Below are 26,960 nucleotides of genomic sequence, written 5' to 3' on the forward strand. Positions count from 1 at the left end.
CCTTCTTCGTATTTTGACTGAAATTGTGAGCGAATAACAAACCCAATCAGGATACCGCTATGCCCCAGAATACAGATTCACTCGCCGTCGTTCTGAAACGTCGCGACTGGGAAAACCCTGGCGTAACGCAACTTAATCGCCTGGAGGCGCACCCTCCTTTTTGCAGCTGGCGTAATGCCGATGACGCCCGCGAGAACCGTGACTCCGCACACAAGCGCAGCCTGAACGGTGAATGGACGTTTGCCTGGTTTTCGGCGCCTGAAGCAGTACCAGAGAGTTGGCGGACAAGCGATCTGCAACAGGCGAATAGCGTGCGCGTGCCGTCTAACTGGCAAATGGACGGTTACGACGCCCCCATTTATACCAACGTCACCTATCCCATTCCGGTTAACCCGCCGTTCGTTCCGGCAGATAACCCAACCGGATGTTACTCGCTCACATTCAGTATTGACGCAGACTGGCTACAGGCAGGCCAGACGCGGATCATTTTTGATGGCGTGAACTCCGCCTTCCATTTGTGGTGCAACGGTCGCTGGGTCGGATACGGTCAGGACAGCCGTCTGCCGTCTGAATTCGATCTCACGCATTTTTTGCTTAAGGGTGAAAACCGCCTCGCGGTAATGGTGCTGCGCTGGAGTGACGGCAGCTATCTGGAAGATCAGGATATGTGGCGGATGAGCGGCATCTTTCGCGACGTCTCGCTGCTGCATAAACCGGCAACGCAAATCCGTGACCTGCGCATCAACACCCGCTTCAACGATGATTTCAGCCGCGCAGTGCTGGAAGCGGAGGTCAGAGCGACGGGGGAACGACGCGATGATTTACGCGTGACGGTGCAGCTGTGGGATAGCGAAACATTCGTCGGAGAAAAAACCGCTCCGCTCGGCAGCGGGATCATTGATGAGCGCGGCGCTTACCCTGATCGCACAACCCTTCGTCTGAATGTCGAACATCCGGCGCTGTGGAGCGCGGAGGCCCCGCATCTGTATCGTGCCGTTGTACAGCTACACACCGCCGATGGCGCGCTGATTGAAGCCGAAGCCTGCGACGTCGGTTTCCGTCAGGTCAGCATTGAAAACGGTCTGCTGCTGTTAAACGGTAAGCCGCTGCTGATCCGCGGCGCCAACCGCCATGAACATCACCCGGAAAACGGCCAGGTGATGGATAAAGAGACCATGATTAAAGACATTCTGCTGATGAAGCAGAACAATTTTAACGCCGTGCGCTGCTCCCATTATCCGAATCACCCGCTGTGGTACACCCTGTGCGATCGCTACGGCCTGTACGTGGTGGATGAGGCCAATATCGAAACCCACGGCATGGTGCCGATGAATCGCCTGAGCGACGATCCGGTCTGGCTGCCCGCCATGAGCCAGCGTGTGACGCGGATGGTACAGCGCGACCGCAACCATCCGAGCATTATTATCTGGTCACTGGGCAACGAGTCCGGGCACGGTGCCAACCACGACGCGCTGTACCGCTGGATTAAGTCGGAAGATCCCTCCCGTCCCGTGCAGTATGAAGGCGGCGGCGCGAATACGGCGGCAACCGACATCATTTGCCCGATGTACGCCCGCGTCGATCAGGATCAGCCCTTCCCCGCCGTACCGAAATGGTCGATCAAAAAATGGCTGTCGATGCCGGGCGAGCAGCGCCCGCTGATCCTGTGTGAATACGCCCACGCGATGGGCAACAGCCTCGGCGGTTACGCGAAATACTGGCAGGCGTTTCGCCAGTATCCGCGCCTGCAAGGCGGTTTTGTCTGGGACTGGGTGGATCAGTCGCTTATCAAATATGACGACGACGGTCGGCCGTGGTCAGCCTACGGCGGCGACTTTGGCGACGCGCCTAACGACCGTCAGTTCTGTATGAACGGCCTGGTGTTCGCCGACCGAACGCCGCATCCGTCACTGTATGAAGCCAAACACGCGCAGCAGTTTTTCCAGTTTACACTGCTGCCGGGAGCCGAATGCCAGATTGAAGTGACCAGCGAATACCTGTTCCGCCATAGCGATAACGAAGTGCTCCACTGGTCACTGGCGCTGGATGGCAACCCGCTGACCGCAGGCGTTGTGACGCTGGATATCCCGCCGCAGGGACGTCAGATCATCGCGCTGCCAGCGCTCCCGGAAGCGGAAACCGCAGGCCAGCTATGGCTGACGGTACGCGTTGAACAGCCGCAGGCAACCGCGTGGTCGCAAGCCGGACATATCAGCGCCTGGCAACAGTGGAAGCTCAGCGAAAAACTCGCTACGCAGTGGCCGCAGCACGCTGGCAACGCGCCACAGCTCACCAGCAGCGGGACGGCATTCCGTATTGTCGCAGGCGAGAAACGCTGGGAGTTCAGCCGCCAACTGGGCGTATTAACGCAGTTCTGGATTGGCGAAGAGGCACAGTTGCTGACTCCGCTTGTCGATCAGTTCACCCGCGCGCCGCTGGACAACGACATCGGCGTGAGCGAGGCAACCCGCATCGACCCTAACGCCTGGGTTGAACGCTGGAAGGCCGCCGGCCATTACCAGGCTAAAGCGGTATTACTGCAATGCGATGCCGACACGCTTGCCAGCGCGGTACTGATTACCACCGCCCACGCCTGGCAGTATCAGGGCGAGACGCTGTTCATCAGCCGGAAAACCTACCGTATCGACGGCAACGGTGAAATGCAGATAACGGTAGATGTTGATGTCGCCAGCGGGACACCGCATCCGGCGCGCATCGGCCTGAGCTGCCAGCTTGCGCAGGTGGCGGAGCGGGTCAACTGGCTGGGGTTAGGCCCGCACGAGAACTACCCGGATCGTCTCTCTGCCGCCTGCTTTGATCGCTGGGATCTGCCGCTGGAAGAGATGTACACCCCGTATGTTTTCCCGAGCGAAAACGGCCTGCGCTGCGGAACGCGTGAATTGCGCTATGGCGCGCATCAGTGGCGCGGCGATTTTCAGTTCAACATCAGCCGCTACGGCCAGAAACAGCTGATGGAAACCAGCCACCGCCATCTGCTCCAGCCGGAAGCGGGCACCTGGCTCAATATTGACGGTTTCCATATGGGCGTGGGCGGCGATGACTCCTGGAGCCCTTCCGTCTCAGCGGAATATCAGCTCAGCGCCGGGCGCTACCACTACCAGATTAGCTGGCGGTAAAAGGGAAATTGCCGGATGGCGGTGCAAGCACCGTATCCGGCCTGCGATACATTTTCTTCCTGGCCCGATAAGCGGTAACGCCATCGGGCACCTCGGTTACTCCTCAATCACCTGACGAATTTGTTGCAATGAAGCGGGATCGTCAAGCGTGGACAAATCGCCCGGATCGCGGCCTTCGCAAATCGCCTGGATCGTACGACGCAGCATTTTGCCAGAACGTGTTTTCGGCAACTGTGAAACAAACCAGACGTGCGCCGGGCGGCCAAAATTACCGATCTGACTGTCCACCAGCGACATAATCGCCTTCTCTTCCGTTTGCGCCACGTCCCTGTCCTCCAGCGTGTCGCTCTGTTTCGGGATCACAAACGCTACCGCCACCTGTCCCTTCAGCGCATCTTTCACCCCCACCACCGCCACTTCCGCCACGTTCGGGTAACTGGAAATGCTTTCCTCGATCTCGCGCGTGCCCAGACGGTGCCCGGCGACGTTGATCACATCATCGGTGCGCCCGAGGATGAAATAATAGCCGTCCGCGTCGCGAATCCCCCAGTCGAAAGTGGCGTACACCTGACGCGAGAACAGCGACCAGTAGGTATTCACAAAACGCGCATCGTCCCCCCAGATAGTCTGAACGCAGCCAGGCGGCAGCGGCCCCTCAATGACCAGCATCCCTTTCTCGTTCACCTCGCAAGGTTCGCCAGTGACCTCGTTGAGCAACTGCACGTTATAGCCGTACATCGGTACGCCAGGGCTGCCCAGCCGTGAAGGCCGGTCGTCCAGCGCGCGGGCGATCGCCATAATCGGCCAGCCGGACTCGGTCTGCCAGTAGTTGTCGATAACCGGCACATCCAGCGTCTCCGTCACCCAGGCGGCCGTCGGCTCATCCAGCGGCTCACCGGCCAGATAGAGCACCTCCAGCGAGGAGAGATCGTGATTGCGGATCTGCGCCGTCGGGAACTTCTTCAACACGCGGATGGCGGTTGGCGCAGAGAACATCCGGCTGACGCGGTATTTCTCTACGATCTTCCACCAGACGCCGCAGTCCGGGTACGTCGGCAACCCTTCATAAACGATGGTTGCCATGCCTGCCAGCAACGGCGCGTAGACAATATAGGAGTGCCCCACAACCCAGCCGATATCCGACGCGCAAAAGAACACGCCGCCCGCTTTGCCGCCGAAGATAGTATCCATCGAGGTTGCCAGTGCCACCGCATAGCCGCCGACGTCGCGCTGTACGCCTTTCGGTTTTCCGGTCGTGCCGGAGGTATAGAGAATGCAGGAGATCTCATTGGATTCCAGCCAGGCCACCGGCACCCGCGCCCCGAGATGCTGCTGACGCAGCGACGCAAAATCGAGATCGCGCGCCGGTACTCGCACCATTTTCGCCAGCCCGCGATCCACCAGCAAAACGTGGCGCGGCTGATGCTGCGCCTGCGCGATGGCATCATCCAGCAGCTTTTTATACGGCAGAATCTTACCGCCGCGCGCCCCGGCGTCTGCCGAGACAATCAGCACCGGCTTAGCGTCGTCGATTCGCGCCGCTACGCTGTGCGAGGCAAAACCGCCGAACACCACCGAATGAATCGCGCCAATCCGCGCGCAGGCCAGCAGCGTAATGTGCGCCTCGGCAATCATCGGCATGTAAACCAACACCCGGTCGCCGCGCTGCACGCCCATCGACAACAGCATCGACGCCACCACGTTCACTTCGTCATACAACTGGCTGAAGGTAAACGTGCGCTCCTCTTCCGTTTCAGAAGAGACGGCAATCAGCGCCAGCGCCTCCGGCTGCTTGTCCAGCCAGCGGTCGATAGCGTTATGGCACAAATTAGTGGTTCCGCCGCAAAACCAGCGGGCAAAAGGCGGATGGCTGTGATCCAGCGTTTGAGTAAACGGCTGCTGCCAGTCGATACGTCGGGCCTGCTCGGCCCAGAACGACGCCGGCTGCGTAATGGAACGCTGATAAAACTCGCTAAAAGACATGAAGCTCTCCTGTTGAACTTACTGCCTGCTGGCTCAGATGACAAATAAGTCGAGGTATTCATTGACCGGCATCTGCTCCAGGCGAGTTCTGTCCAGGGAGACATCCAGAATGCGCTGCTGCTGACGGGTCGGGAACTGACGCGCCAGGTTGATTTTGAATTTATCGATAAGCTTCGGAATGCCGTCGGCGCGGCGACGAGCGTGGCCAATCGGGTACTCCACGACCACCTCGGCAAACTGTGAACCATCGGTAAATTCAAGGGTGATAGCGTTGGCGATGGCGCGTTTTTCCGGGTCGTGATAGTCGGCGGTAAACGCCGGGTCTTCAAAGCAGGTTATCTTCTCGCGCAGGGCGTCAATGCGTTTGTCCTGCGCTACGCCGTCCTCATAATCCGCCGCCGTTAAGCGCCCGAACAGTAGCGGGATCGCCACCATGTACTGAATGCAGTGGTCGCGGTCGGCCGGGTTATTCAACGGCCCTTTTTTGTCGATGATGCGAATGCAGGCTTCATGGGTGCGAATCGTCACTTTCTCAATATCCGCCGCCGTTTTGCCCGCCGCCTGCATCTGTTCAAAGAGGGTCATGGCGGCTTCAACCGCCGTCTGCGAGTGGAACTCCGCCGGGAAGGAGATTTTGAACAGCACGTTTTCCATGACGTAAGAACCATACGGACGCTGGAAGCGGAACGGCTCGCCGTTGAAAGAGACGTCATAAAAGCCCCAGGTTTTCGCCGTCAGCGCCGACGGATAGCCCATCTCACCGGTTTTTGCCATCAGCGCCAGACGCACCGCGCGGGAGGTGGCATCGCCCGCCGCCCAGGACTTACGTGTTCCGGTGTTTGGCGCATGGCGATAGGTGCGCAGCGACTGACCATCCACCCACGCCAGCGACACCGCGTTGAGGATCTCATCACGCGTCAGCCCCAGCATTTCGGCGACAACCGCTGTCGAAGCCACTTTGACCAGCAGTACGTGATCCAGGCCGACGCGGTTGAAGGAGTTTTCCAGCGCGATGCAGCCCTGAATCTCATGGGCTTTGATCATCCCGGCCAGCACCTGCTTCATGGTCAGCGGCGCTTTGCCTGCGGCAACCGCATTACGCGACAGCCAGTCTGCCGTTGCCAGAATCCCGCCGAGGTTATCAGAGGGGTGGCCCCACTCTGCCGCCAGCCAGGTATCGTTGAAGTCGAGCCAGCGGATCATCGCGCCGATATTAAACGCCGCCTGCACCGGATCGAGCTGAAACTGGGTGCCCGGTACGCGTACGCCGTTCGGCACGACGGTGCCCGGAACGATCGGCCCCAGCAGTTTTTTACAGGCCGGATATTCCAGCGCTTCCAGACCGCAACCCAGCGTGTCGAGCAAGCAGTAGTGGGCGGTGTCCCAGGCCACTTTAGAGGTGATGTCGTAGTTCATGACGTAATCGACGATATCCACGATTTCACGGTCAAATTCCGGGCGAATGTTCATTATTTGTGCGGACATAGGGTACATTTCCTGCGTTTTATCGTTAGAGAAATAAAGTTATTGGCGCTGATCCAGCGGAATAAATTCGCGATCTTCCGGGCCGGTATAATTGGCGGAAGGTCGGATAATTTTGTTGTCCTGACGCTGTTCGATGATGTGCGCCGCCCAGCCGGTGACGCGGGCGATCACAAACAGCGGGGTGAACATTTCGGTGGGGACGCCCATCATGTTGTAGGAGACCGCCGAGAACCAGTCGAGGTTGGGGAACATCTTTTTCGATTCCCACATCACGTTTTCCAGACGGTCGGCAATGTTGTACATCTTCAGCGAACCACCAGCCTCTGAAAGCTGTTTCGCCACGCGTTTGATCACCTGATGGCGCGGATCGGCAATGGTGTAGACCGGATGGCCGAAACCAATGATCACCTCTTTATTTTCAATGCGTTTGCGGATATCCGCCTCGGCTTCCTCCGGCGTTTCATAACGCTGCTGAATTTCCAGCGATACCTCATTCGCCCCGCCGTGCTTCGGGCCGCGCAGCGCGCCAATCGCGCCGATGATGGCGGAGTAGACATCGGAGCCCGTCCCTGCAATCACCCGGCTGGTGAAAGTGGACGCGTTGAATTCATGCTCGGCATACAGCACCAGCGAGATGTGCATCGCCTTTTCCCAGCTTTGCGACGGCTTCTCGCCGTGCAGCAGATGCAGGAAATGGCTACCAACGGAGTCGTCGTCAGTTTCCGGCTGAATACGTTCGCCGTTATGGCTGTAGTGATACCAGTAGAGCAGGATGGAACTGAGCGAGGCCAGCAGTTTGTCGGCGATATCGCGCGCGCCGGAAACGGTATGCCCCTCTTTTTCCGGCAGCGTACAGCCGAGCGCCGACACGCCGGTGCGCATGACGTCCATCGGGTGCGACGCCGCAGGCAATGCTTCCAGCACGGTGCGTACATTGGCCGGTAATCCACGCAATGCTTTCAGCTTATTTTTATAGGCATGGAGTTCATCGCTATTGGGCAATTTGCCGTGAATTAACAGATGCGCGACTTCTTCAAATTCACAATGCTCCGCGAGATCGAGAATATCGTACCCGCGATAGTGTAAGTCGTTGCCGCTTTTTCCCACGGTACACAACGCGGTATTTCCGGCCGGAACGCCCGATAATGCGACAGATTTCTTGGGCTTAATGACATGGGTGTTGTTTTGCAGGATCGTCGTATCGCTCATGTTGTCCTCGTCATTGTTATATGTAGGGTATTGAGGGTGTACGTTTCGCCGCCGTAGGCCGGGTAAGCCGTAGGCCTGATAAGGCGCAGCCGCCATCGGGCATTGCCGGATGGCACTTCGTTTATCCGGCCTACGGGTCTACTTCAGGTTCAGCGCATCCAGCTTCTCTTCGTACTGGTAATAATTGATGCTTTCGTACAGCTCGTTGCGGGTCTGCATAATGTCGATAACGTTTTTTTGCGTGCCTTCCTGGCGCAGCACGTTGTAGACACGCTCGGCAGCGCGATTCATGGCGCGAAATGCCGACAGCGGATAGAGCGCCATCGCCACGTTAGCGCTGCGCAGTTCGTCGGTGGTAAACAGCGGCGTCGCGCCAAACTCCGTGATATTCGCCAGGATCGGCACCGGTACGGCATCGGCGAACTGGCGATACATTGACAGCTCGGTAATCGCTTCCGGGAATAGCATGTCGGCCCCCGCTTCCACATAAGCCCGCGCGCGATCGATCGCCGCCTCTAATCCTTCCACCGCCAGCGCATCGGTACGCGCCATGATCACGAAGTCAGGATCGGTACGCGCATCCACCGCCGCACGAATCCTGTCCACCATCTCCTCTTTGGACACGATCGCCTTATTCGGGCGATGGCCGCAGCGTTTCGCGCCGATCTGATCTTCGATATGCAGCGCAGCGGCGCCGGCTTTGATCATCGACTTCACCGTGCGCGCCACGTTAAAGGCGGAGGAACCAAAGCCGATGTCGGCATCCACCAGCAGCGGCAGCGGGCAGACGTCGGTAATACGGCGGATGTCGGTCAACACATCATCCAGCGTGGAGATCCCCAGGTCAGGCAGACCCAGCGATCCCGCCGCCACGCCGCCGCCGGAAAGGTAAATCGCCTGATAGCCTGCGCGCTGGGCCAGCAATGCGTGATTGGCATTGATGGCGCCGACGATCTGTAAGGGGTTTTCTTTGGTGAGCGCAGCGCGAAACGCCTGGCCCGGAGAGTGTAGAGACATATCCCGTCCTCTTGTTATCAACTTGTTATTTAATGTTGATTCACATAAAGCAAAGGGAATGCCAGAGCGATCGCTGAAAAAGAGAGAATTTTGTTTTTTCTTATAATTCATATAAATAACAAAAAACACAAACTTAACCATACCATTCATCAGGACAAAAGCGTGTCAGCTAACGTTTCATGAAACGGTTCGCGCTGTTTCATTGCAACATTTATGAAACACGACTAAAACAAAATCTCGGTCCCTCAATACAACATCAACTGCTATGGCTGACACGCACCTTCCCGCTCGCGATAATCATGACAAGCCGGTGATCTGGACGGTCTCGGTAACGCGTCTGTTCGAGCTGTTTCGCGACATCAGCCTGGAGTTCGACCATCTGGCGACCATCACCCCCATCCAGCTTGGGTTTGAAAAAGCGGTGAACTATATCCGTAAAAAACTGGCGACCGAGCGCTGTGACGCCATTATCGCGGCGGGTTCCAACGGCGCTTATTTAAAAAGCCGCCTCTCCATACCGGTGATCCTGATAAAACCCAGCGGATTCGACGTGCTCCAGGCGCTGGCGAAAGCCGGCAAACTGACTTCGTCCATTGGCGTTATCACCTACCAGGAGACGATCCCCGCGCTGATCGCCTTTCAAAAAACGTTTAATTTGCGTCTGGAACAGCGCAGCTACATCACCGAAGAGGATGCCCGTGGGCAAATTAATGAACTGAAAGCCAACGGCATTGAGGCGGTAGTCGGCGCAGGGCTAATTACCGATCTGGCGGAAGAAGCCGGGATGACCGGCATTTTTATCTATTCTGCGGCCACCGTGCGTCAGGCGTTTAGCGATGCGCTGGATATGACCCGGCTGACGCTGCAACATAGCGGCCAATATGCCTCCGGCAACGGGCTGCGCACCCGCTACGATCTGGGAGATATGCGCGGCCATTCCGCGCAAATGGAGCAGGTTCGCCATACGATCATGCTGTACGCCCGCTCCAGCGCGGCGGTGTTGATTCAGGGTGAGACCGGCACCGGTAAAGAGCTGGCGGCGCAGGCGATTCACCGCGAGTTTTTTGCCCGTCGGGGCCAGCGCAGCGGTAAAAAAACGCCTCCGTTTGTGGCCATTAACTGCGGCGCAATTACCGAATCGCTGCTTGAAGCAGAGTTATTCGGTTATGAGGAGGGGGCATTTACCGGTTCCCGACGCGGCGGACGCGCCGGTCTGTTTGAAATCGCCCACGGCGGGACGCTGTTTCTGGATGAGATCGGGGAAATGCCCCTGCCCTTACAGACTCGTCTGCTGCGCGTACTGGAAGAGAAAGAGGTGACGCGCGTTGGCGGGCATCAGCCAGTCCCGGTGGATGTACGGGTTATCAGCGCCACGCACTGCAATCTGGAACAGGCGATAAAGCAGGGGCAATTTCGCACCGATCTGTTTTATCGTCTCAGCATTCTGCGCCTGACGCTTCCGCCCCTTCGGGAGCGCCCGTCAGATATCGTGCCGCTGGCAGAGGGATTTTTGAAACAGTCCCTGGCGGCATTAGACGCGCCGTTTGGCGAATCGGTGCGCGAGGGGCTGGCGCAAAGCCAGACCATTCTTCTGCGCTATGCCTGGCCCGGCAATATTCGCGAGCTGCGGAATATGATGGAGCGCCTGGCGCTTTTTTTAAGCGTCGAGCCGCAGCCCAGTCTGGATAGCCAGTTTTTACAGCAGTTTTTACCCGAGCTGGCGACAATTCCCGAAGCGCCATCAGCGCTTACGCCGCAGCAGGTTCTGGCGCAGTTTAACGGCGATAAAACCGCGGCGGCGCGATATCTGGGTATTAGCCGGACGACATTCTGGCGACGATTAAAAGAGTGAAGGTTTATCGCCAGATGGCGCTGGCGCTTATCCGGCCTACGAGCTACGAGCAGCACTGAACCGTAGGCCGGATAAGACGTTTACGTCGCCATCCGGCACGATGACAGCTTATTTTTTCTTGTAGATATCCGCAGTACCATGAATTTTATTATCGGTTTGCCCGGAGGTCAGTACGACCACATCAGCCCCTTTTTCATCGGCCTTTTTAAGCAGATCCTCTTTTGCCTCCATAGTTGACGTCTCATTGCTGGTATTAATGGTGCCTATCTTCGTGTATTGCGACTCCACTTTCTCAAACTCGACCTTTGTCAACAGCTCCGCGGCATAGACGTTGGTTACGACAAACGCTAACGCACCAATCAATACTTTATATCCTGTCTTCATATAAAAGCTCCGGTTGTGTTATTACGCTATCATCGCCTTCTCGGAACGGATGCTCTGTTCTGAGTGATTAAATAACTAGTTGAGATTAGCGGAAAAATCCAGTCAGCCGGATGTATCATAATTTGTGATCTTTCTCTCACCCCTGCACTTTTACTATAAATAGTATGGCGTTAACTATCAGGCCCTGGAAATCTCACTATGGAACCTCTGCACGCGGTTGTCCTGACCGTCAGCCTGTTCGTCTTAACCTTCTTTAACCCCGGCGCAAACCTCTTTGTGGTGGTACAAACCAGCCTCGCCTCCGGGCGTCGGGCCGGTGTATTAACAGGGCTGGGCGTGGCGCTTGGCGATGCGATTTATTCCGGGCTGGGACTGTTTGGCATGGCGACCCTGATTACCCAGTGCGAAGAAATTTTCTCGCTGATCAAAATCGTCGGCGGCGCATATTTGTTATGGTTTGCCTGGAACAGCATCCGCCATCAGGCCACCCCGCAAATGCCGACTCTGCAACAGCCCATTTCCGCCCCCTGGAGCGTGTTCTTCCGCCGGGGACTGTTAACCGATCTGTCAAATCCGCAGACGGTGCTGTTTTTCATCAGTATTTTCTCGGTCACGCTCAGCGCGGAAACCCCGACATGGGCAAGACTGATGGCCTGGGCCGGCATCATGCTCTCTTCCGTCATCTGGCGCATCTTCCTGAGCCAGGCCTTTTCCCTACCGGCGGTACGCCGCGCTTACGGGCGAATTCAGCGCATTGCCAGCAGGGTGATTGGCGCGATCATCGGCGTGTTCGCCCTCAGGCTGATTTACGAAGGCGTGAACCACCGCTAGCCAGTAGCAGAGCGGCCACATAACAGAGCGCCACCGCCAGACTCATTTTCAGCATGGTTTCGCCGCCCAGCCCCGACAACGGCGCAGCGATGCCACCGAAAACAAACATGCTCATCCCCATCAGCGCGGAGGCGGTTCCTGACTCCTGAACAGCCACCACGCTCATCGCCTCTGCGCCCGCCACGGTGCCAATTCCGCTGCAAAAGGCGACGGTAAAAAAGAGCGCCACCAGCGCCAGAACCGGCTGCTGTAGCCAGGCGCAGAGCAAGGTGATTAACGCGCAGATGACGGCCAACAGCAAGCCGCCGCGCAGCAGCGTCATTGCCGTGATTCGACGCGCAAGACGGGAAAAAATCAGCGAGGCGACGATCAGCCCGATCCCATTAAGGCCAAACAGCAGGCTGAACTGCATCGGGCTTAAGCCATACTCGCTTTGCAGCACAAATGACGAAGAGCCGATATAAGCAAACAACCCCGCCAGCATGAAGGCCTGCATCAGGCAAAAGCGCATAAAGAGACGATTTTTCACCACGCTGCGCCCGGTCGAAAATAACGATGCGCCGCGCGTTCGCTGCGGCAGCGTCTCACTGATAAACAGGATGCAGCAGAGCAAAAGCAGTGTCGCAATCCCCGCCATTACCCAAAACAACATACGCCAGTCAAACGCGGTGGCAATGTAGCCGCCCAGAACCGGAGAAAGCACCGGGGCGATGCCGTTCACCGTCATGAGCAGCGCGAAGAACTGGGTCAGGGTCACGCCCTGATATTTGTCCCGCGCAATAGAGCGCGAGAGCACCGAACCACCGGCCCCCGCCGCGCCCTGCACAAAACGCCAGACGATCAGCCAGTGAATATCCTGAGTTGTCGCGCACAGTACCGAAGAGGCAATAAACAGCAACAGCGACAGGATCAACGGAACCTTACGACCAATCCGGTCGCTGAGCGGGCCAAACAGCAGTTGCCCAAGCCCAAGACCGATCAGCGAAGACGTCAACGTCAGTTGCGTCAGGGTGGTCGTCGTTGCCAGCTGTTCGGACATCTCCGGCAGAGCGGGCAGATAAAGATCGGTACACAGCGGCCCGATCCCGGTTAACAAACCGAGGATCAGCACCCACGAAAGCGACACGCGCGCCATAAAAACACCTCCCTCTGATTACCGGGACCCGCCGCCGAGCGACTGCCAGAGCGTTATGCGGTTTTCATTGTCCGTCAGTTGCAGGGCGATAAGCGTCTGCTGCGCCGACCACAGCGTGCGTTGCGCCGTCAGTACAGTCAGATAATCCCCGACCCCGGCGCGATAACGACGCATCCCGACATCCAGCGTTTTTTGTTCTGCGGCGACATACTGGCGCTGGGCATCCAGCTGTTCATCCAGCGTCGCACGCCGGGCAAGCGCATCAGCCACATCTTTGAACGCGCTTTGCACCGTTTTTTCATAGGTAGCAATGAGTCCCCGTTTTTGCGCTTCGGCATAGCGGAGCTGCGCCAGGTTGCTGCCGCCGGTAAACAGCGGCAGCGTAATGGAAGGCGCAAACGACCACACCTTCATGCCATGACTGAACAAGGACGAGAGCGCATCGCTGCCAACACCGGCGCTTGCCGTCAGGGAGATGGTCGGGAAGAAATTCGCTCGCGCCGCGCCAATATCGGCATTGGCGCTTTTCAGGTTATGTTCCGCTTCCTGAATATCCGGCCGACGCAACAGCACGGAAGAAGAGACGCCAGCGGGCACCAGCGTAATCACCTGCGCATCAAGGCTTTCCAGCGTACCGGGCAGCACGCTTTCCGGCAGCGTTGTGCCCGCCAGCAGGTTCAGGGCGTTGATATCCTGCGCCACCTGAGTCTGATAGCTGGCTACGCTGGCGCGCGCCTGCTGGTAAACGCTCATCGCTTCACTGACATCCGTTGCGGCGGCTGTCCCGACCTGCTGCTGACGTTGAACAATTTTCAGCGAGTTTTCCGCACTGGCCATCGTCTCCCTGGCCAGCGCCAGATTGCTGTTATCTGCCGCCAGGGTCAGCCACGCGGTGCTGATCTCGGCAATTAACGTCAAACGGGTGTTCTGCGCGGTAAATTCGCTGGCAAGCCAGGTTTCCCGCGCCGCCCGCGACAGGCTCTGATTGCGGCCAAACAGATCCAGCTCAAAGCTGGACACCGCGCCATCGGCTTCAGCGCTCGTTCCGGTTCCGTTCGCCAGCGTACGGCTGCGTGTAGAACTGAGTGAAGCATTCACCGTCGGGAACAACGAGGCACGCGCTTCGCCATACAACGCCCGTGCGGAGTCGATATCGGCAATCGCCTTCTGGACATCACGATTACTGTTAAGGGCGGTGTTCACCACCTGTTGCAGCCGCGCGTCGTTAACAATCTGCTGCCAGTCGCGGCTGACAGCGTTCCCCTGCCCCTGCGCGCCCGGTAAACTTGCCGGAACCGGCGCATCGGGCGTGCTGTAGTGCGGATCAAGCGACACACACCCTGCGCTCAGGAGAGCGAAAACAAAGAGAAAAATACGCAACATAACTTACTCCTGACGACGGGACTTGCGGGTAAACAGATGCCTAACCAGCACGAAGAACAGCGGGACGAAGAAGATAGCCAACAGCGTGGCGGTTAATGTCCCACCGATGATTCCGGTCCCGATCGCCACACGGCTGTTCGCCCCGGCCCCTGTGGCGATAGCCAGCGGCGTAACCCCGGCAATAAAGGCCAGAGAGGTCATAATGATTGGGCGCAAACGGGTCTGCGCCGCTCGCAGCGCAGCCCGGCTCAGGGAATAGCCTTCCGCAACCGCAGCTTCGGCAAATTCGACGATCAGAATGGCGTTTTTCGACGACAGGCCGATGGTGGTCAGCAGCGCGACCTGGAAGTAAACATCATTATTTAAATCACGCATCCAGGCCGCCAGCGCTGCGCCTAACAGCCCCAGAGGGATGACCAGAATCACCGAAAACGGTACCGACCAGCTTTCATACAGCGCCGCCAGGCAGAGGAAAACCACCAGAATAGAGATGGCGTACAAGCTCATAGCCTGACCGCTGGCCAGCTTTTCCTGCAATGACAACCCGCTCCACGCCCATGTGGTGCCAGCAGGCAAGCTGTTTGCCAGCGCTTCCATTTTGTCCATCGCGGCGCCGGAGCTGAAACCGCTGGCGTTTTCTCCCTGAATCTCATAGGCGGCAGAGCCGTTGTAGCGCACCAGACTTTCCGGGCCGTACTCCCAACGGGTGGTGGCGAAGGCGGAAAAGGGCGTCATGCTGTTATCGCTGCCGCGCACGAACCATTTGCCCAGATCCGCAGGTGAAGAACGGAACTCGCTGTCGCCCTGAATGTAGACCTTCTTCACGCGGCCGCGATCGATAAAGTCATTGACATAGGTTCCCCCCCAGGCGCTGGATAAGGTGCTGGTCACATCGCTTAAGCCAAGCCCCAGCGAGACGGCCTTATTGCTGTCGATATCCACCTGAAGCTGCGGCATTTGCGGCAGGTCATTTGCGCGCACGGCGTGCAGAATATCGCTCTGGTTTGCCTGGGCGATCAGCTGATTACGCATCTGTAACAGGGTATCGCGATCGGTCGCCCCATTCGCCATCAACTCAAAAGAGAAGCCGTTGCTTTGCCCCAGCCCCTCAACCGACGGCGGCGTCATCGCAAAAAGCGTCGCATCGCGAATGGTGCCCAGTTCTTTACTGGCACGCAGCGCAATAGCCTGTGCGGTATTTTCTTCGCCTTTACGCTCCGACCAGTTTTTCAGCGAAACGAACGCCATCCCGGCATTCTGCCCGCTGCCGCTGAAGCTAAAACCATCGACGGTAAAAATAACGTCCGTATTGGCTTTCTCTTTATTGAGAAACCAGTCTGTCACCTGACGATTGACCTCTGCGGTTCGCGACGCCGTCGCCCCTGCGGGCAGGGTGTACTGCACCATAATTTCACCCTGATCTTCGGTCGGTAAGAAGCTGCCGGGCAGCTTCCACATCGCCAGCGCCATCGCCCCGCATAACAGCGCATAAACGCCCATCACGCTGACGCTGCGACGCAGCACATGCAGGACGCCGCGCTGATAACCCTGTTCAGTTCGGCTATAGAATCGGTTGAATATCCCGAAGAAGCCCTTTTTATGCGGCGCGGTATGGCTAAGAATCGAACCGCACAGGGCTGGGGTCAGGGTCAACGCCACCACGACCGAGAGCAGCATTGCCGAGATAATCGTCACAGAGAACTGGCGATAAATGACGCCGGTAGAGCCGCCAAAGAACGCCATCGGCAGGAATACCGCAGACAAAACAAGAGCGATAGCCACCAGCGCGCCAGCGATTTCTCCCATCGATTTTTCGGTGGCTTCGCGCGCAGGCAGCCCTTCATCGCGCATAATACGCTCGACGTTTTCCACCACCACAATGGCGTCATCGACCAGCAGACCTATCGCCAGCACCATTGCAAACAGCGTCAGCGTATTGATGGAGTAGCCAAACAGCGCCAGCACGCCAAAAGTACCGAGCAGCACGACCGGAACCGCCAGCGCCGGAATCAGCGTGGCGCGAAGATTCTGCAAGAACAGGTACATCACGCAGACCACCAGAATGATGGCTTCAAACAGCGTCTGAACCACATCCTCTACGGAGATCTTAATAAATTCGGTGCTGTCTTTCGGATACGCTACGTCATAGCCCTGCGGCATATCCCGTTTAAATTCAGCGACTTTATCTTTTACCAGCGTGGCGGTATCCAGCGCGTTCGCCCCCGGCGCAAGCATGACCGCAACCCCCGCAGCCGGATGACCGTTGAGTTTAGCGATGGCGGTGTAGTCTTCACTGCCCATCTCCACGCGCGCCACATCCTGGATGCGTACCACGGCCCCGTCAGACTGGCTTTTGATAATGATCTTTTTGAATTGTTCTACCGTCTGCATGCGCGACTGCGCGCGAACCGTAGCGGTCAATTGCTGTGTGTCAGGGGAAGGTAACGCACCGATTTTCCCGGCGGAAACCTGAACGTTTTGCGCTTCAATGGCGCTCTGCACATCCGACGGCATCAAAGAATAGGAGGCCAGTTTCGCCGGGTCCAGCCAGATACGCATGGCGTATTCCGCACCAAACACCTGTAGGCTCCCGACCCCTTCCACGCGTGCCAGCGGGTCCTGTACGTTACTCACCAGCCAGTCAGCGATATCTGAGCTGCTCGCCCGGTCGGACTTATCATACACGGCGGCAATCAGCAGGAAGTTACTTTGCGATTTCACCACCGTGACGCCGGATTGTTGAACCTCGCTCGGCAAGCGGGATTCCGCCTGCTGCACCTTGTTCTGTACCTGCACCTGAGCGGTGTCAGGGTCGGTGCCCTGTTCAAAGGTGACATCAATACTGACCGAACCATCGGAACTGCTGGTCGAGGTAAAATAGAGCAGGTTATCCAGCCCGGTAAGCTGCTGTTCAATCACCTGAGTCACGCTGTTTTCCAGCGTTTCGGCGGAAGCGCCGGTATAGGTCGCCGAGATTTTCACCGACGGCGGCGCCACGTCAGGATACTGCGCAACCGGCAGCGTTTTAATCGCCAGAATACCGGCCAGCATGATCAGAATGGCGATAACCCAGGCGAAAACGGGCCTGCGCACAAAGAAACGGGAGAACATCAGCCTTTGCCTCCGTTCAGTTGTACATCAACGGCGTTAACCTGCTGACCCGGCGTGACCTTACTTGATCCCTCAACGATCAACCGGTCGCCGCTACGCAAACCGTCCAGCACCAGCCATTTATCCCCATAGGTATCGCCTGTTTCCAGGGTACGCTGCGCCACTTTATTGTCTTTAGTAACCACCAGCGCTGTTGCATTGCCTTTCGCATCGCGCGTGATCCCCTGCTGCGGCGCGAGGATCGCATCGTTCATGATCCCTTCATCAATGCGGGCGCGAACGAACATACCGGGTAACAGCTGCTGTTGAGGGTTGGGGAAAATCGCCCGCAGCGTGACTGAGCCTGTAGACTCATCTACCGCCACTTCCGTCAGCGCTAACTTTCCTTTTTCGCTATAGGTCGTGCCATCTTCAAGCGTCAGCGTCACGTTCAGGGTATCGCTGTTGGTCGCCAGAGACTGCTTACGCAGGCGCAGCAAATCCACGCTGGAGCGGGTAAGATCGACATACATGGTGTCGAGCCCACGAATGGTCGCCAGCGCCGTTTCCTGTGAAGCCGTCACCAGCGCGCCGGGCGTGACGGATGAGATACCAATGCGCCCGGAAACCGGGGCGGTAATGGTGGTCCAGTCCAGATTGATACGCGCGCTTTCTAATGCGGCTTTCTTTGCCTCCACGCTGGCTTTGTCCTGAGCACAGGTGGCCTGCGCATCATCGGCATCCTGGCGGGAAACACCGTCATCGTTAACCAGCCGCGCGTAACGTTGCGCCTTCTGGCAGTCGGCATTCACCAGCGCCTGCGCCTGTCTGAGCGAGGCATTCGCTTCGTTCCATGCGGCGCGATAGCTGGCAGGATCGATCTGATACAGCGCCTGCCCCGCTTTGACGATATCGCCCTCATTAAACAGGCGTTTTTGAATAATGCCCCCCACCTGCGGGCGAACTTCGGCACTGAGCGCTGCGCTGGTGCGTCCGGTCAGTTCACTGACCACAGAAACGGGTTCTGTTTTAAGGGTCACGACGCCCACTTCCTGAGACGGAGAAGCGGTATTGTCGGTTTGCGTATTATCACAGCCGGATAATAACAATAGCGCGATAATTGATGTTGTTATGTATTTCATCTTTTTTCCAGGGTGAGAAACGCCTGCCCCGTTAAAATTAACAAGGTAGCACCAGGCGACTGAACGTTATTTCAGGTACAGCGGTATCGCGTCATGAGCTATTTCTCACAACGACAATAAGGGAAATAATTTATTTCCCTTTGATTATTAGATTCTTTATTCAGCCATTCACAAGCATGGTAACGATATCCCGATATATCTCCTGTAACGCATCAGGGTCACTTTTTTGCGGCGTCAGGCGACGGTAAACCGCCCCTTCCATCATGGTTGCAATCACTTCAACACAGCAACGGATGCGGACCTCGCTAAGTTGCGGACACGTTTTTCTCAAGTGCGCGCAGGCGTTGTCGAACATCCGCGCATCCGCCTCTTCGAGCATCGCGGCAACATGAGGATTGCGGGTCGATTCAGCCGCCATCTCCAGCATCAGCGCATCATCATCCTCGCTCAGCGTTTGCCGCCAGGCCAGGATTCCGGGGATACGCTCCGTCTGGGTTTTATCTTCTATCTGTGTAATGCGATAGTCGATAATACGGCGGATCATCTCTTCGATAATGGCATCTTTACTGGCGAAGTAGCGATAGATTTGCCCCACGCTGAGACGGGCTTCAGCAGCGATCTGCGACATGCTGGCGCCGTGAAATCCGCTGGCGCGAAAGCACTGGCGCGCGGCGTTGATGATCTCATCCTGTCGTTGTTTCTGGCGGATTTCCAGCTTGCTGCTCATCGCATCTCCTCGTCACCTCTAAAGTGAGAATGATCGTTCTCATTTTGGCTAATTATACGTCTCCTGCGCACATTGAAAAGGATTTTTTTGCTTATTATTTTCCTGCATTATTTGCCAGGAAAATAATGGAGAGATTATGGAGATTTAATGAAAAAAATCTGAAAATCAAATGGAGAGAATATTTAAATTTATTTCTTTGCCCCTGACTTTCCAATTCCCCGGTACAATTCATTGATGCGCTTAACGGACTTAATCGAACGCTGCGGGGCTGTCGAAGCGACAGACAACACGATCATTTCCAGGCAAACCAGCACCGTACCGTGCAACGGCATTTTCCCGTTCTCACCGCCGCGCGGCACATTGATCACCACATCCGCCTCCTTGCTAAAACGTGATTCCAGCGCATTGGTCAGTAAAATCACCGGCACGCCCAACCGCTTCGCCTCGCGGATGGTCGTCAACCCTTCGCGATGCGGCGATTTCTGCGCCATCATAATCAGCACATCCCCCCGCTGTAGCGCAATCAGCTGTTCCGCCAGATTAATCCCGGTACGATTAAACGCCACCGACGGCAAGCCAATACGGCTGAGCAGACGCGCCGTGTAGTCCGCAAGTATCCCGGATGCGCCAATGCCAAATATCCCCACCTGACGCGCCTCCACCAACAGTGCGACCGCCTGCGCAATCGCGTAACGGTTTTGCGGCGTAGACAGCACGTCGCAGGTGCGCTGATGCCCTTGCAGAACAAAATCAATGCTCGAATTTACATCGCAGGAAAGCGTATTCACCGTGGTCGTCATTTTCTCTTCCGAGGTGATACCCGGGCCAAACCAGTGTTCGATGGTCTGTTTTAAATCGCGCAGCCCGGCAAACCCCAATGCCTGAATCGCCCGGACAACCGTCGCGTCAGAAGTTTGAGTGGCGGCCGCAATTTCTATCGCCGTAAATTCCAGTACCACTTCCCGGTTCTCATGGATATAACGCGCCACCGCCTGCATCCTCGGCGAAAGCAGATGCGCCCGCGCCCGGAAGCGATCGCCGTAGACATCAATACGATTTTTCACTTTCTTCGCCGTCAGCATGGTTATTTCCCCTCCGGTAAGTGGCGCCCGGCAATATGCGACTGTACCTGTGCAACCATCAGGCTGAGTGATGCAAAGGAGTTCGAAATCGCCTCTTCACGGGAGATCAAAACGTAGTGCCCGCGCTGGCAAGCGGTAAGAAACTCGCACCAGCCCGGCAACACGGCATCCATCGCGGCAATTTCATCCTGCGGCTTACCACCGGTATCACCGCGCCAGGTGGCAAAAACAAAATCCGCATCCATCTCTGGCAGACGCTCCGCGCTCACGTCAATCCGCCCTCCAGGCGGAATGCTGTCGATCAGTTTCGGGAAGGAAAACCCGGCATCGCGCAGGACGCGTCCTAACGAATGATAGGTGTGCAACGCATTGATTTTTCCCTGATTTGCCTGAATGACTGACACCGTGATGTGTTGGGTATCCACCGTGTGCTTCAACCGGTCAATCTCTTCCCGGTAGCGACGCTCCAGGATAGCCAGTCGCGCCTGAGTTCCGGTAAGCTGCGCGAGCTTGCGGTAAATTTCCGGCGCGCCGCCGTCGAGATGATCAATGCTCACCGTCGGGGCGATTTTCTCCAGTTGTTCGATGGGCGTATGGCGACTCGGCTCGGTGATGATCAAATCGGGTTTCGCGGCGACAATCGCTTCAATATCAATGTCTGCCGTACCAATAAACTTTATTGTCGAATGATCAAAATCGACGCCGGTCAGCAGCGCGCCCGAACGCAGGAAATGGCTGCCGTCAGGACGCGTTCTGCCGTGGCTGGCGACCGGCGGAACGCCCAGCTCAATCAGCGGAATGGTGATATCAAGATCGTGTAATGACACAATGCGCTGCGGATGCAGCGGCACGTTCACCACGCGTCCGAGATCGTCGGTAAAAGGCCTGGTGGCAACCTCTGCCTGTACAGAGCACCCCAGCAGCAGCAACAGCGAAAAAAGTAAACGCATACACCCTCTTAAAAATTACAAACGATCCCGACGACGCCAGAGCAACAGTAAAAAGAAAGGACCGCCGACCAGCGCAATCACGATCCCCGCCGGTATTTGCAGCGGCGCAAAGGCCAGACGCCCGATGGTATCCGTGAGCAGCACCAGCAGAGCGCCAATGAGCGCACTGCCCCACAGCAGCGCCATTTGCCCTCCGCGCAGGCAAAAACGCGCCATATGCGGCGCCATCAGGCCGACAAACCCCAGGCTGCCCACGCAGGAGACGCTGGCGGCGGTCAGAAATACCGGCGCCATAAAACGCAGCAGCGCCAGATGAGACAGACGCACCCCGAGCCCGGTCGCGGTGTGATTACCCAGCAGCGCCACATCCGATGCTCTCGCCGTCACAAACAGCAGAACAGCCGCAGGCAACGCCCACCCCAGCGCCACCCACAGCAACGGCCAGGTGGCGGCGTGCAGGCTTCCGGCCAGCCAGACCAGCGCCGTTTGCACATCGCGGACATCGGCTGTCGTCATAAAAACGCCCATTCCCGCAGCAAAGAACCACGAGACGCCAATGCCGATCAGCACAAATCGCGGGCGGGAGAAATCACGGGCCAGCAGCATGACCAGCGCGGCGACCAGTAATCCGCCAGCAATACCCGCCAGCGGTCGCCAGACCAGGCTGACCGACGGGAAGAGCAGCACTAACGCCAGTACCACCACGCTACTCCCCTCTTTCACGCCGATAAGACCGGGGTCCGCCAGGCCGTTACGGGTAATCGACTGCATCGCCGCGCCAGCCAGCCCCAGCATTGCTCCACACAGCAGCGCCATCAGCAAACGCGGAAGACGGACATCCCAGACAACATACTGCTGCTGCTCCGTTAACGCCTGCGGAGAGAACAACGCACGCCCGATGGCGGAAGCCGGAACGGGAAGCGACCCCTGCAACACGCCCGAAACCAGCAGTACGGCGGCCAGCATGGCAAACCCCAGCACACACCACACCGTTTTCAGCCGGACAAGGCGTGAGAATTTTCCCACCCGCCATGAGCGCAGCCCGGCACGCGCCAGAACAACGCTCATTTAAGAAATCTCGACGCAATGAAAATAAACACCGGCGCGCCGACCAGCGCGGTCATCACCCCTGTAGCCAGCTCCTGCGGGGCAAGCAGGATTCGGGCAACGATATCCGCCAGTAGCAGCACTGCCGCCCCCAGCAGCGCCGCCAGCGGGAGCATCTGGCGAATGTCTTCCGTCACCAGACGTCTGATGACGCCCGGAACCAACAGCCCGATAAAACCCAGCGGCCCGGCGACGGATACCGCCGCGCCGCACAGCAGCGCAATGGCGATCATCGCCATCAGACGAATGCGCAGAATATTAACGCCCAACCCACAGGCCATCCGGTCGCCTAGCGCCAGAATATTCAGCCCCGGCGCTATCGCTATCGCCAGTACAACGCCAACCAGCGACGGCAGGAGAGCCTGGCGTACTTTTTCCCAACTCATCCCCGCGAGATCACCCACCAGCCAGGTGCGCATCGCCAGCAACGTCTGCTCATCCAGAATAAGGATTGCCGCCGTGAGCGACGACACCATCGCCGACAGCGCCACGCCGCAGAGCGTGACCTTCAGCGGCGTCAGTCCGCCACGCCCGGCGGAAGAGAGCGCCATCACCAGCGAAAAGAGTGCCGCTGCGCCCCCTGCCGCAACCAGTGACTGACTGAGCCCCGCGACGCCCAGCGCGGTACACAGCACCACGGAGAACGCGGCCCCCGCATTCAGCCCCAGAATGTGCGGTTCACCCAGCGGGTTGCGAATCAATGCCTGTAACAGAACGCCGGCTACGCCCAAAGCCGCGCCAACCAGCATGGCCGCAGCCATACGCAACAGACGCAGAGAGATAACGATTCGGTGATCAAAGTTTTTGGCATCGAAGTGAAATAACGCCTGAATGACGGTCTGCGGACTGACGGCACGCGCCCCGACGCCCAGATGAATCACCGCCAGCATAAACAGCAGCAGTAGCAAGACAGGAAGCGCCAGCAGAAATCGACCACGACGGCGGCCTGATGCAATGACCATATCCGTCATTCTTCCGCTCCAGCCTTGGCACGAAACGGCATGAAGAACGGCTTTCCGGTCAACGGATTCACCGACATCTGCACATCGACGTCAAACACCGATTTGATCAGCTCCGGCGTACAGTGCTCTCCTTCATGTACGATCCCCTCCAGCCGCCCCTGTCTGAGAAAGACCAGCATATCGCCGTAATTCACCGCGAAATTGAGATCATGTAACACCACCACCACGGTACGACCATGATGGCGGGTCAGGGAGTGCAGAAGCTCAAGGATCTCTACCTGATAACGCAGATCGAGAAAGGTTGTAGGCTCATCCAGCAGAATAAACGGCGTTTGCTGCGCCAGCGCCATTGCAATCCAGCACCGCTGCCGCTGCCCGCCGGAGAGACTCTCTACCGGCAAATGGGCGAAGTCGGTTGTTCCGGTGAGCTGCAACGCCTGCTCTACGGCCTGTGCGTCATCATCGGTCCATTGCTGGAGAAAATTCTGCCAGGGAAAACGCCCGCGCGAAACCAGTTCAAAAACCGTTAATCCCTCCGGCACCAGCGGAGATTGCGGCAGGATGCCAAGCTGACGCGAAACCGCTTTGGTCGGCTGTTGATGAATCGCTTTACCATCAAGCAGCACGCTGCCGCCCAACGGCTTCAGCATTCGGGCAATCGTACTTAATAAGGTGGATTTGCCTGAGCCGTTCGCCCCGGCCAGCACCGTCATTTTACCTTGCGGGATAGTGAGGCAGACGTCATGCACGATGGCGTGCTGACGATAGCCAGCAGAAAGCTGTTTCAGCTCAATGCCCGTTCTGTGGGCGGTGTTTTCCACATGCTGTGGCATGTTCACTCCTGCGCCGTCGCAGCCTGGCAAAGCCAGCGCGCGCAGCCTTTCAAATAAAAATAAAACTCATTCTCTTTAAGATCTTGCTGGGTTGCGCTGTAGTAGTCAAGCAATTACGCCCTGTAGTTACCTCACCGTACGCACGCAACAAAAACGCCGCAGAAAAAGACGAACAAACTTATAAAAATCAATAAATATCAATTAATTAAAAATTACTTTCCCGCAATAACACTACGGTTTTATGACGTTAATCCCGCTGTAGTTTCTTTTTCATTTTTACGTTTACTACTACAAACCCCCATGATTGAATGATTCTCAATTACACATCTGACGCCGTTTACGTTGGTTAAAAGATGGATAAAACGCATGGCTAGCAAGCCGGGCAATGAACTGGATAAACCTGTTTACCCTCCCGTTTTTGGCAGGGTATTTTGCGGAATAAATAAAAGATGGCTAAGTTAACTCCTTATTTTTCTGGGATGAAAGGGCGAGCGCTGTGCTCCGCTCTGTTTTTGGGTATCACGACGGCTCCTGCGGTCATGGCAGCGGAAAAAGAAAACTCGCCGCTCAAAAATGAAGAGACGATGACCGTGCGCGCAGACGCCTCTTCTGCCGATCAGGCCGTCACGTCAGGTTATCAACCGCTGAGTTCGTCCACCGCCACGCTGACGTCGATGCCGCTGCTGGATATCCCGCAGGTGGTCAATACCGTCAGCGACAAAGTGCTGGAAGATCAGAACGCCACAACCCTCGATGAAGCGCTGTATAACGTCAGCAACGTTGTGCAAACCAACACGCTGGGCGGAACGCAGGATGCGTTTGTTCGCCGTGGTTTCGGCGCGAATCGTGACGGTTCCGTGATGACCAACGGTCTTAAAACCGTATTGCCGCGCAGTTTCAACGCGGCCACGTCGCGGGTGGAAGTGCTGAAAGGCCCGGCCTCCACGCTGTACGGTATTCTCGATCCCGGCGGCCTGATTAACGTCGTGACCAAACGTCCGCAAACGCAATTTGGCGGCTCGATTTCCGCCACCTCCTCCAGCTTCGGCGGCGGCACAGGCCAGTTTGACATCACCGGGCCGATTGAAGGCACCCAACTGGCGTATCGCCTGATCGGTGAGTATCAGCACGAGGACTACTGGCGCAACTATGGTACTAACCAGAGCAGCTTCATCTCCCCTTCCCTGACCTGGTTTGGCGACAACGCGACGGTCAGCGTGCTCTATTCGCACCGTAATTACAAAGCCCCGTTCGATCGCGGCACCATTTTCGATCTCAATACCAAACAGCCGGTTAACGTGGATCGGAAAACTCGCTTTGATGAGAAATTCAATATCACCGATGGCGAATCGGATCTGGCGCAGCTCAATGCCGAATATCGCTTCAACAGCGCGTGGACGGCGAAGTTTGATTACAGCTTCAGCCAGGATAAATACAGCGATAACCAGGCTCGCGTGATGGCTTATGATTCCGCTACCGGGAACCTGACCCGCCGCGTGGATGCGACGCAAGGCTCCACCCAACGGATGCATGCGACCCGCGCCGATTTACAAGGAAACGTGGATATCGCTGGTTTCTATAACGAGATCCTGACCGGCGTCTCTTATGAGAATTACGATCTGCTGCGCACGGATATGATTCGCTGTAAGAACGTGAAAGGCTTTAATATTTACAATCCGGTCTACGGTACGCTCGGCAAATGCACCAGCGTCTCGGCCTCCGACAGCGACCAGACGATTAAGCAGGAGAGCTATTCCGCTTACGTACAGGATGCGCTGTATCTGACCGATAAGTGGATCGCCGTCGCCGGGATGCGCTATCAGTACTACACCGAATATGCCGGGAAGGGCCGCCCGTTCAACGTCAACACCGACAGCACGGATCAGCAGTGGGTGCCGAAATTCGGCATGGTCTATAAGCTGACCCCTTCTGTGTCGCTGTTCGGCAACGTATCGCGCGCCTTTATGCCGCAATACTCTATTGCCAGCTACATTGGCGATCTGCCGCCGGAAACCTCTACCGCCTATGAAGTGGGGGCGAAATTCGATCTCTTTGACGGCATCACCGCCAATATCGCCCTGTTCAATATTGATAAGCGCAACGTGCTGTACAACGAAATCGTGGATGGCGAAACCGTGGCGAAAACCGCAGGGCGCGTACGCTCACAGGGGGTGGAAGTGGATGTCGCGGGCTCGCTGACGCCCAATACCAATATCATCGCCAGCTACGGTTATACCGCAGCGAAAGTCACGGAAGATCCCGATTACAAAGGGAAACCGCTGCCTAACGTACCGCGTCATACCGGTTCATTGTTCCTGACCTATGACATTCACAACGCCTTTATGGGCAATACGTTGACCATTGGCGGCGGCGGACATGGCGTAAGCCGTCGTTCCGCCACCAACGGCGCGGACTATTATCTGCCTGGTTATTTTGTGGCCGATGCCTTTGCAGCCTATAAGATGAAACTGCAATACCCGGTGACTCTGCAACTCAACGTGAAAAACGTGTTTGATAAAACGTATTACACCTCATCCATTGCCACCAATAATCTGGGTAATCAGATTGGCGACCCTCGTGAAGTTCAGTTCACGGTAAAAATGGAGTTCTGATCCTTCTCGTCCAAATACCCTGTCAATTCTGGCAGGGTA

19 protein-coding genes are annotated in these 26,960 nt (G+C 57.0%); 4 read left to right on the top strand and 15 right to left on the bottom strand.

What is annotated here, in order from left to right; translation table 11 throughout:
• Positions 1 to 59: 59 nt before the first annotated feature.
• Positions 60 to 3,137, top strand: a complete 3,078-nt coding sequence (locus tag OGY62_RS05625; protein WP_286459305.1) for a beta-galactosidase — start codon at positions 60 to 62, stop codon at positions 3,135 to 3,137.
• Between the two features lie 96 nt (positions 3,138 to 3,233).
• Here the strand turns inward: OGY62_RS05625 and prpE are convergent, their stop codons facing one another.
• From prpE to prpB, 4 genes are all read right to left on the bottom strand, one after another.
• Complete coding sequence (gene prpE / locus OGY62_RS05630; RefSeq protein WP_286459307.1) at positions 3,234 to 5,120, bottom strand: propionate--CoA ligase; 1,887 nt, start codon at positions 5,118 to 5,120, stop codon at positions 3,234 to 3,236.
• A 33-nt stretch (positions 5,121 to 5,153) separates the two neighbouring features.
• Positions 5,154 to 6,605 (bottom strand): bifunctional 2-methylcitrate dehydratase/aconitate hydratase, encoded by a 1,452-nt coding sequence (locus OGY62_RS05635; protein WP_071259950.1) that lies wholly within the window; start codon positions 6,603 to 6,605, stop codon positions 5,154 to 5,156.
• Between the two features lie 39 nt (positions 6,606 to 6,644).
• Positions 6,645 to 7,814, bottom strand: coding sequence for a bifunctional 2-methylcitrate synthase/citrate synthase (gene prpC, locus OGY62_RS05640; RefSeq protein ID WP_047458582.1), 1,170 nt, complete (start codon positions 7,812 to 7,814; stop codon positions 6,645 to 6,647).
• Between the two features lie 138 nt (positions 7,815 to 7,952).
• On the bottom strand, positions 7,953 to 8,831 hold the full coding sequence (prpB, locus tag OGY62_RS05645) for a methylisocitrate lyase (RefSeq protein WP_024130618.1): 879 nt from the start codon (positions 8,829 to 8,831) through the stop codon (positions 7,953 to 7,955).
• A gap of 265 nt (positions 8,832 to 9,096) precedes the next feature.
• Between prpB and prpR the strand changes: the two genes are divergently transcribed.
• Positions 9,097 to 10,683 (top strand): propionate catabolism operon regulatory protein PrpR, encoded by a 1,587-nt coding sequence (prpR, locus tag OGY62_RS05650; protein ID WP_058668678.1) that lies wholly within the window; start codon positions 9,097 to 9,099, stop codon positions 10,681 to 10,683.
• Positions 10,684 to 10,791: 108 nt separating this feature from the next.
• On the opposite strand, the gene yahO is transcribed toward prpR, so the two are convergent.
• Positions 10,792 to 11,067, bottom strand: a complete 276-nt coding sequence (gene yahO / locus OGY62_RS05655) for a DUF1471 family periplasmic protein YahO (RefSeq protein ID WP_012133651.1) — start codon at positions 11,065 to 11,067, stop codon at positions 10,792 to 10,794.
• A gap of 198 nt (positions 11,068 to 11,265) precedes the next feature.
• Here yahO and OGY62_RS05660 point away from each other — a divergent pair, with 198 nt between their 5' ends.
• Positions 11,266 to 11,898 (top strand): LysE family transporter, encoded by a 633-nt coding sequence (locus OGY62_RS05660; RefSeq protein ID WP_047458585.1) that lies wholly within the window; start codon positions 11,266 to 11,268, stop codon positions 11,896 to 11,898.
• Here the strand turns inward: OGY62_RS05660 and OGY62_RS05665 are convergent.
• The 10 genes from OGY62_RS05665 to OGY62_RS05710 all read right to left on the bottom strand — a co-directional run bounded on the left by OGY62_RS05665 (position 11,864) and on the right by OGY62_RS05710 (position 24,309).
• On the bottom strand, positions 11,864 to 13,033 hold the full coding sequence (locus OGY62_RS05665; protein WP_114847688.1) for a multidrug effflux MFS transporter: 1,170 nt from the start codon (positions 13,031 to 13,033) through the stop codon (positions 11,864 to 11,866). The two genes, OGY62_RS05660 and OGY62_RS05665, sit on opposite strands and share 35 nt — an antisense overlap.
• 18 nt (positions 13,034 to 13,051) lie before the next feature.
• Positions 13,052 to 14,416 (bottom strand): efflux transporter outer membrane subunit, encoded by a 1,365-nt coding sequence (locus OGY62_RS05670; protein WP_286459308.1) that lies wholly within the window; start codon positions 14,414 to 14,416, stop codon positions 13,052 to 13,054.
• 3 nt (positions 14,417 to 14,419) lie between these two features.
• Positions 14,420 to 17,527, bottom strand: a complete 3,108-nt coding sequence (locus OGY62_RS05675; RefSeq protein ID WP_286459309.1) for an efflux RND transporter permease subunit — start codon at positions 17,525 to 17,527, stop codon at positions 14,420 to 14,422.
• Positions 17,527 to 18,648, bottom strand: a complete 1,122-nt coding sequence (locus tag OGY62_RS05680) for an efflux RND transporter periplasmic adaptor subunit (RefSeq protein ID WP_012133656.1) — start codon at positions 18,646 to 18,648, stop codon at positions 17,527 to 17,529. Before OGY62_RS05680 ends, OGY62_RS05675 begins: the two co-directional genes overlap by 1 nt.
• 160 nt (positions 18,649 to 18,808) lie before the next feature.
• Entirely contained in the window at positions 18,809 to 19,375 is a 567-nt protein-coding gene (locus OGY62_RS05685; RefSeq protein ID WP_047458599.1) for a TetR/AcrR family transcriptional regulator, read from the bottom strand.
• A 188-nt stretch (positions 19,376 to 19,563) separates the two neighbouring features.
• A complete protein-coding gene (locus OGY62_RS05690; protein ID WP_012133660.1) occupies positions 19,564 to 20,457 on the bottom strand; it encodes a MurR/RpiR family transcriptional regulator in 894 nt (297 codons plus the stop codon).
• Between the two features lie 2 nt (positions 20,458 to 20,459).
• Positions 20,460 to 21,407: an iron-siderophore ABC transporter substrate-binding protein gene (locus OGY62_RS05695; RefSeq protein ID WP_012133661.1), complete on the bottom strand. Its 948-nt coding sequence runs from the start codon at positions 21,405 to 21,407 to the stop codon at positions 20,460 to 20,462.
• Positions 21,408 to 21,422: 15 nt separating this feature from the next.
• Complete coding sequence (locus tag OGY62_RS05700) at positions 21,423 to 22,475, bottom strand: FecCD family ABC transporter permease (RefSeq protein ID WP_286459310.1); 1,053 nt, start codon at positions 22,473 to 22,475, stop codon at positions 21,423 to 21,425.
• Positions 22,472 to 23,485 carry a FecCD family ABC transporter permease gene (locus OGY62_RS05705; RefSeq protein ID WP_286459312.1) on the bottom strand — a complete coding sequence of 338 codons (1,014 nt, stop codon included), beginning with the start codon at positions 23,483 to 23,485 and terminating at the stop codon, positions 22,472 to 22,474. Before OGY62_RS05705 ends, OGY62_RS05700 begins: the two co-directional genes overlap by 4 nt.
• On the bottom strand, positions 23,482 to 24,309 hold the full coding sequence (locus OGY62_RS05710; RefSeq protein WP_058668675.1) for an ABC transporter ATP-binding protein: 828 nt from the start codon (positions 24,307 to 24,309) through the stop codon (positions 23,482 to 23,484). The genes OGY62_RS05705 and OGY62_RS05710 overlap by 4 nt, the downstream gene beginning before the upstream one ends.
• 449 nt (positions 24,310 to 24,758) lie before the next feature.
• Here OGY62_RS05710 and OGY62_RS05715 point away from each other — a divergent pair, with 449 nt between their 5' ends.
• Positions 24,759 to 26,921 carry a TonB-dependent siderophore receptor gene (locus OGY62_RS05715; RefSeq protein WP_286459314.1) on the top strand — a complete coding sequence of 721 codons (2,163 nt, stop codon included), beginning with the start codon at positions 24,759 to 24,761 and terminating at the stop codon, positions 26,919 to 26,921.
• Positions 26,922 to 26,960: the final 39 nt, after the last annotated feature.

It is taken from the genome of Citrobacter sp. CK198, assembly GCF_030333295.1.
GTDB lineage: Bacteria > Pseudomonadota > Gammaproteobacteria > Enterobacterales > Enterobacteriaceae > Citrobacter_B > Citrobacter_B koseri.

What these genes read in the sequence shown, in the direction of transcription:
- OGY62_RS05625 (WP_286459305.1), top strand. Translation starts at nt 60, where the DNA reads ATGCCCCAGAATACAGATTCACTCGCCGTCGTTCTGAAACGTCGCGAC.
- prpE (WP_286459307.1), bottom strand. Translation starts at nt 5,120, where the DNA reads ATGTCTTTTAGCGAGTTTTATCAGCGTTCCATTACGCAGCCGGCGTCG.
- OGY62_RS05635 (WP_071259950.1), bottom strand. Translation starts at nt 6,605, where the DNA reads ATGTCCGCACAAATAATGAACATTCGCCCGGAATTTGACCGTGAAATC.
- prpC (WP_047458582.1), bottom strand. Translation starts at nt 7,814, where the DNA reads ATGAGCGATACGACGATCCTGCAAAACAACACCCATGTCATTAAGCCC.
- prpB (WP_024130618.1), bottom strand. Translation starts at nt 8,831, where the DNA reads ATGTCTCTACACTCTCCGGGCCAGGCGTTTCGCGCTGCGCTCACCAAA.
- prpR (WP_058668678.1), top strand. Translation starts at nt 9,097, where the DNA reads ATGGCTGACACGCACCTTCCCGCTCGCGATAATCATGACAAGCCGGTG.
- yahO (WP_012133651.1), bottom strand. Translation starts at nt 11,067, where the DNA reads ATGAAGACAGGATATAAAGTATTGATTGGTGCGTTAGCGTTTGTCGTA.
- OGY62_RS05660 (WP_047458585.1), top strand. Translation starts at nt 11,266, where the DNA reads ATGGAACCTCTGCACGCGGTTGTCCTGACCGTCAGCCTGTTCGTCTTA.
- OGY62_RS05665 (WP_114847688.1), bottom strand. Translation starts at nt 13,033, where the DNA reads ATGGCGCGCGTGTCGCTTTCGTGGGTGCTGATCCTCGGTTTGTTAACC.
- OGY62_RS05670 (WP_286459308.1), bottom strand. Translation starts at nt 14,416, where the DNA reads ATGTTGCGTATTTTTCTCTTTGTTTTCGCTCTCCTGAGCGCAGGGTGT.
- OGY62_RS05675 (WP_286459309.1), bottom strand. Translation starts at nt 17,527, where the DNA reads ATGTTCTCCCGTTTCTTTGTGCGCAGGCCCGTTTTCGCCTGGGTTATC.
- OGY62_RS05680 (WP_012133656.1), bottom strand. Translation starts at nt 18,648, where the DNA reads ATGAAATACATAACAACATCAATTATCGCGCTATTGTTATTATCCGGC.
- OGY62_RS05685 (WP_047458599.1), bottom strand. Translation starts at nt 19,375, where the DNA reads ATGAGCAGCAAGCTGGAAATCCGCCAGAAACAACGACAGGATGAGATC.
- OGY62_RS05690 (WP_012133660.1), bottom strand. Translation starts at nt 20,457, where the DNA reads ATGCTGACGGCGAAGAAAGTGAAAAATCGTATTGATGTCTACGGCGAT.
- OGY62_RS05695 (WP_012133661.1), bottom strand. Translation starts at nt 21,407, where the DNA reads ATGCGTTTACTTTTTTCGCTGTTGCTGCTGCTGGGGTGCTCTGTACAG.
- OGY62_RS05700 (WP_286459310.1), bottom strand. Translation starts at nt 22,475, where the DNA reads ATGAGCGTTGTTCTGGCGCGTGCCGGGCTGCGCTCATGGCGGGTGGGA.
- OGY62_RS05705 (WP_286459312.1), bottom strand. Translation starts at nt 23,485, where the DNA reads ATGACGGATATGGTCATTGCATCAGGCCGCCGTCGTGGTCGATTTCTG.
- OGY62_RS05710 (WP_058668675.1), bottom strand. Translation starts at nt 24,309, where the DNA reads ATGCCACAGCATGTGGAAAACACCGCCCACAGAACGGGCATTGAGCTG.
- OGY62_RS05715 (WP_286459314.1), top strand. Translation starts at nt 24,759, where the DNA reads ATGGCTAAGTTAACTCCTTATTTTTCTGGGATGAAAGGGCGAGCGCTG.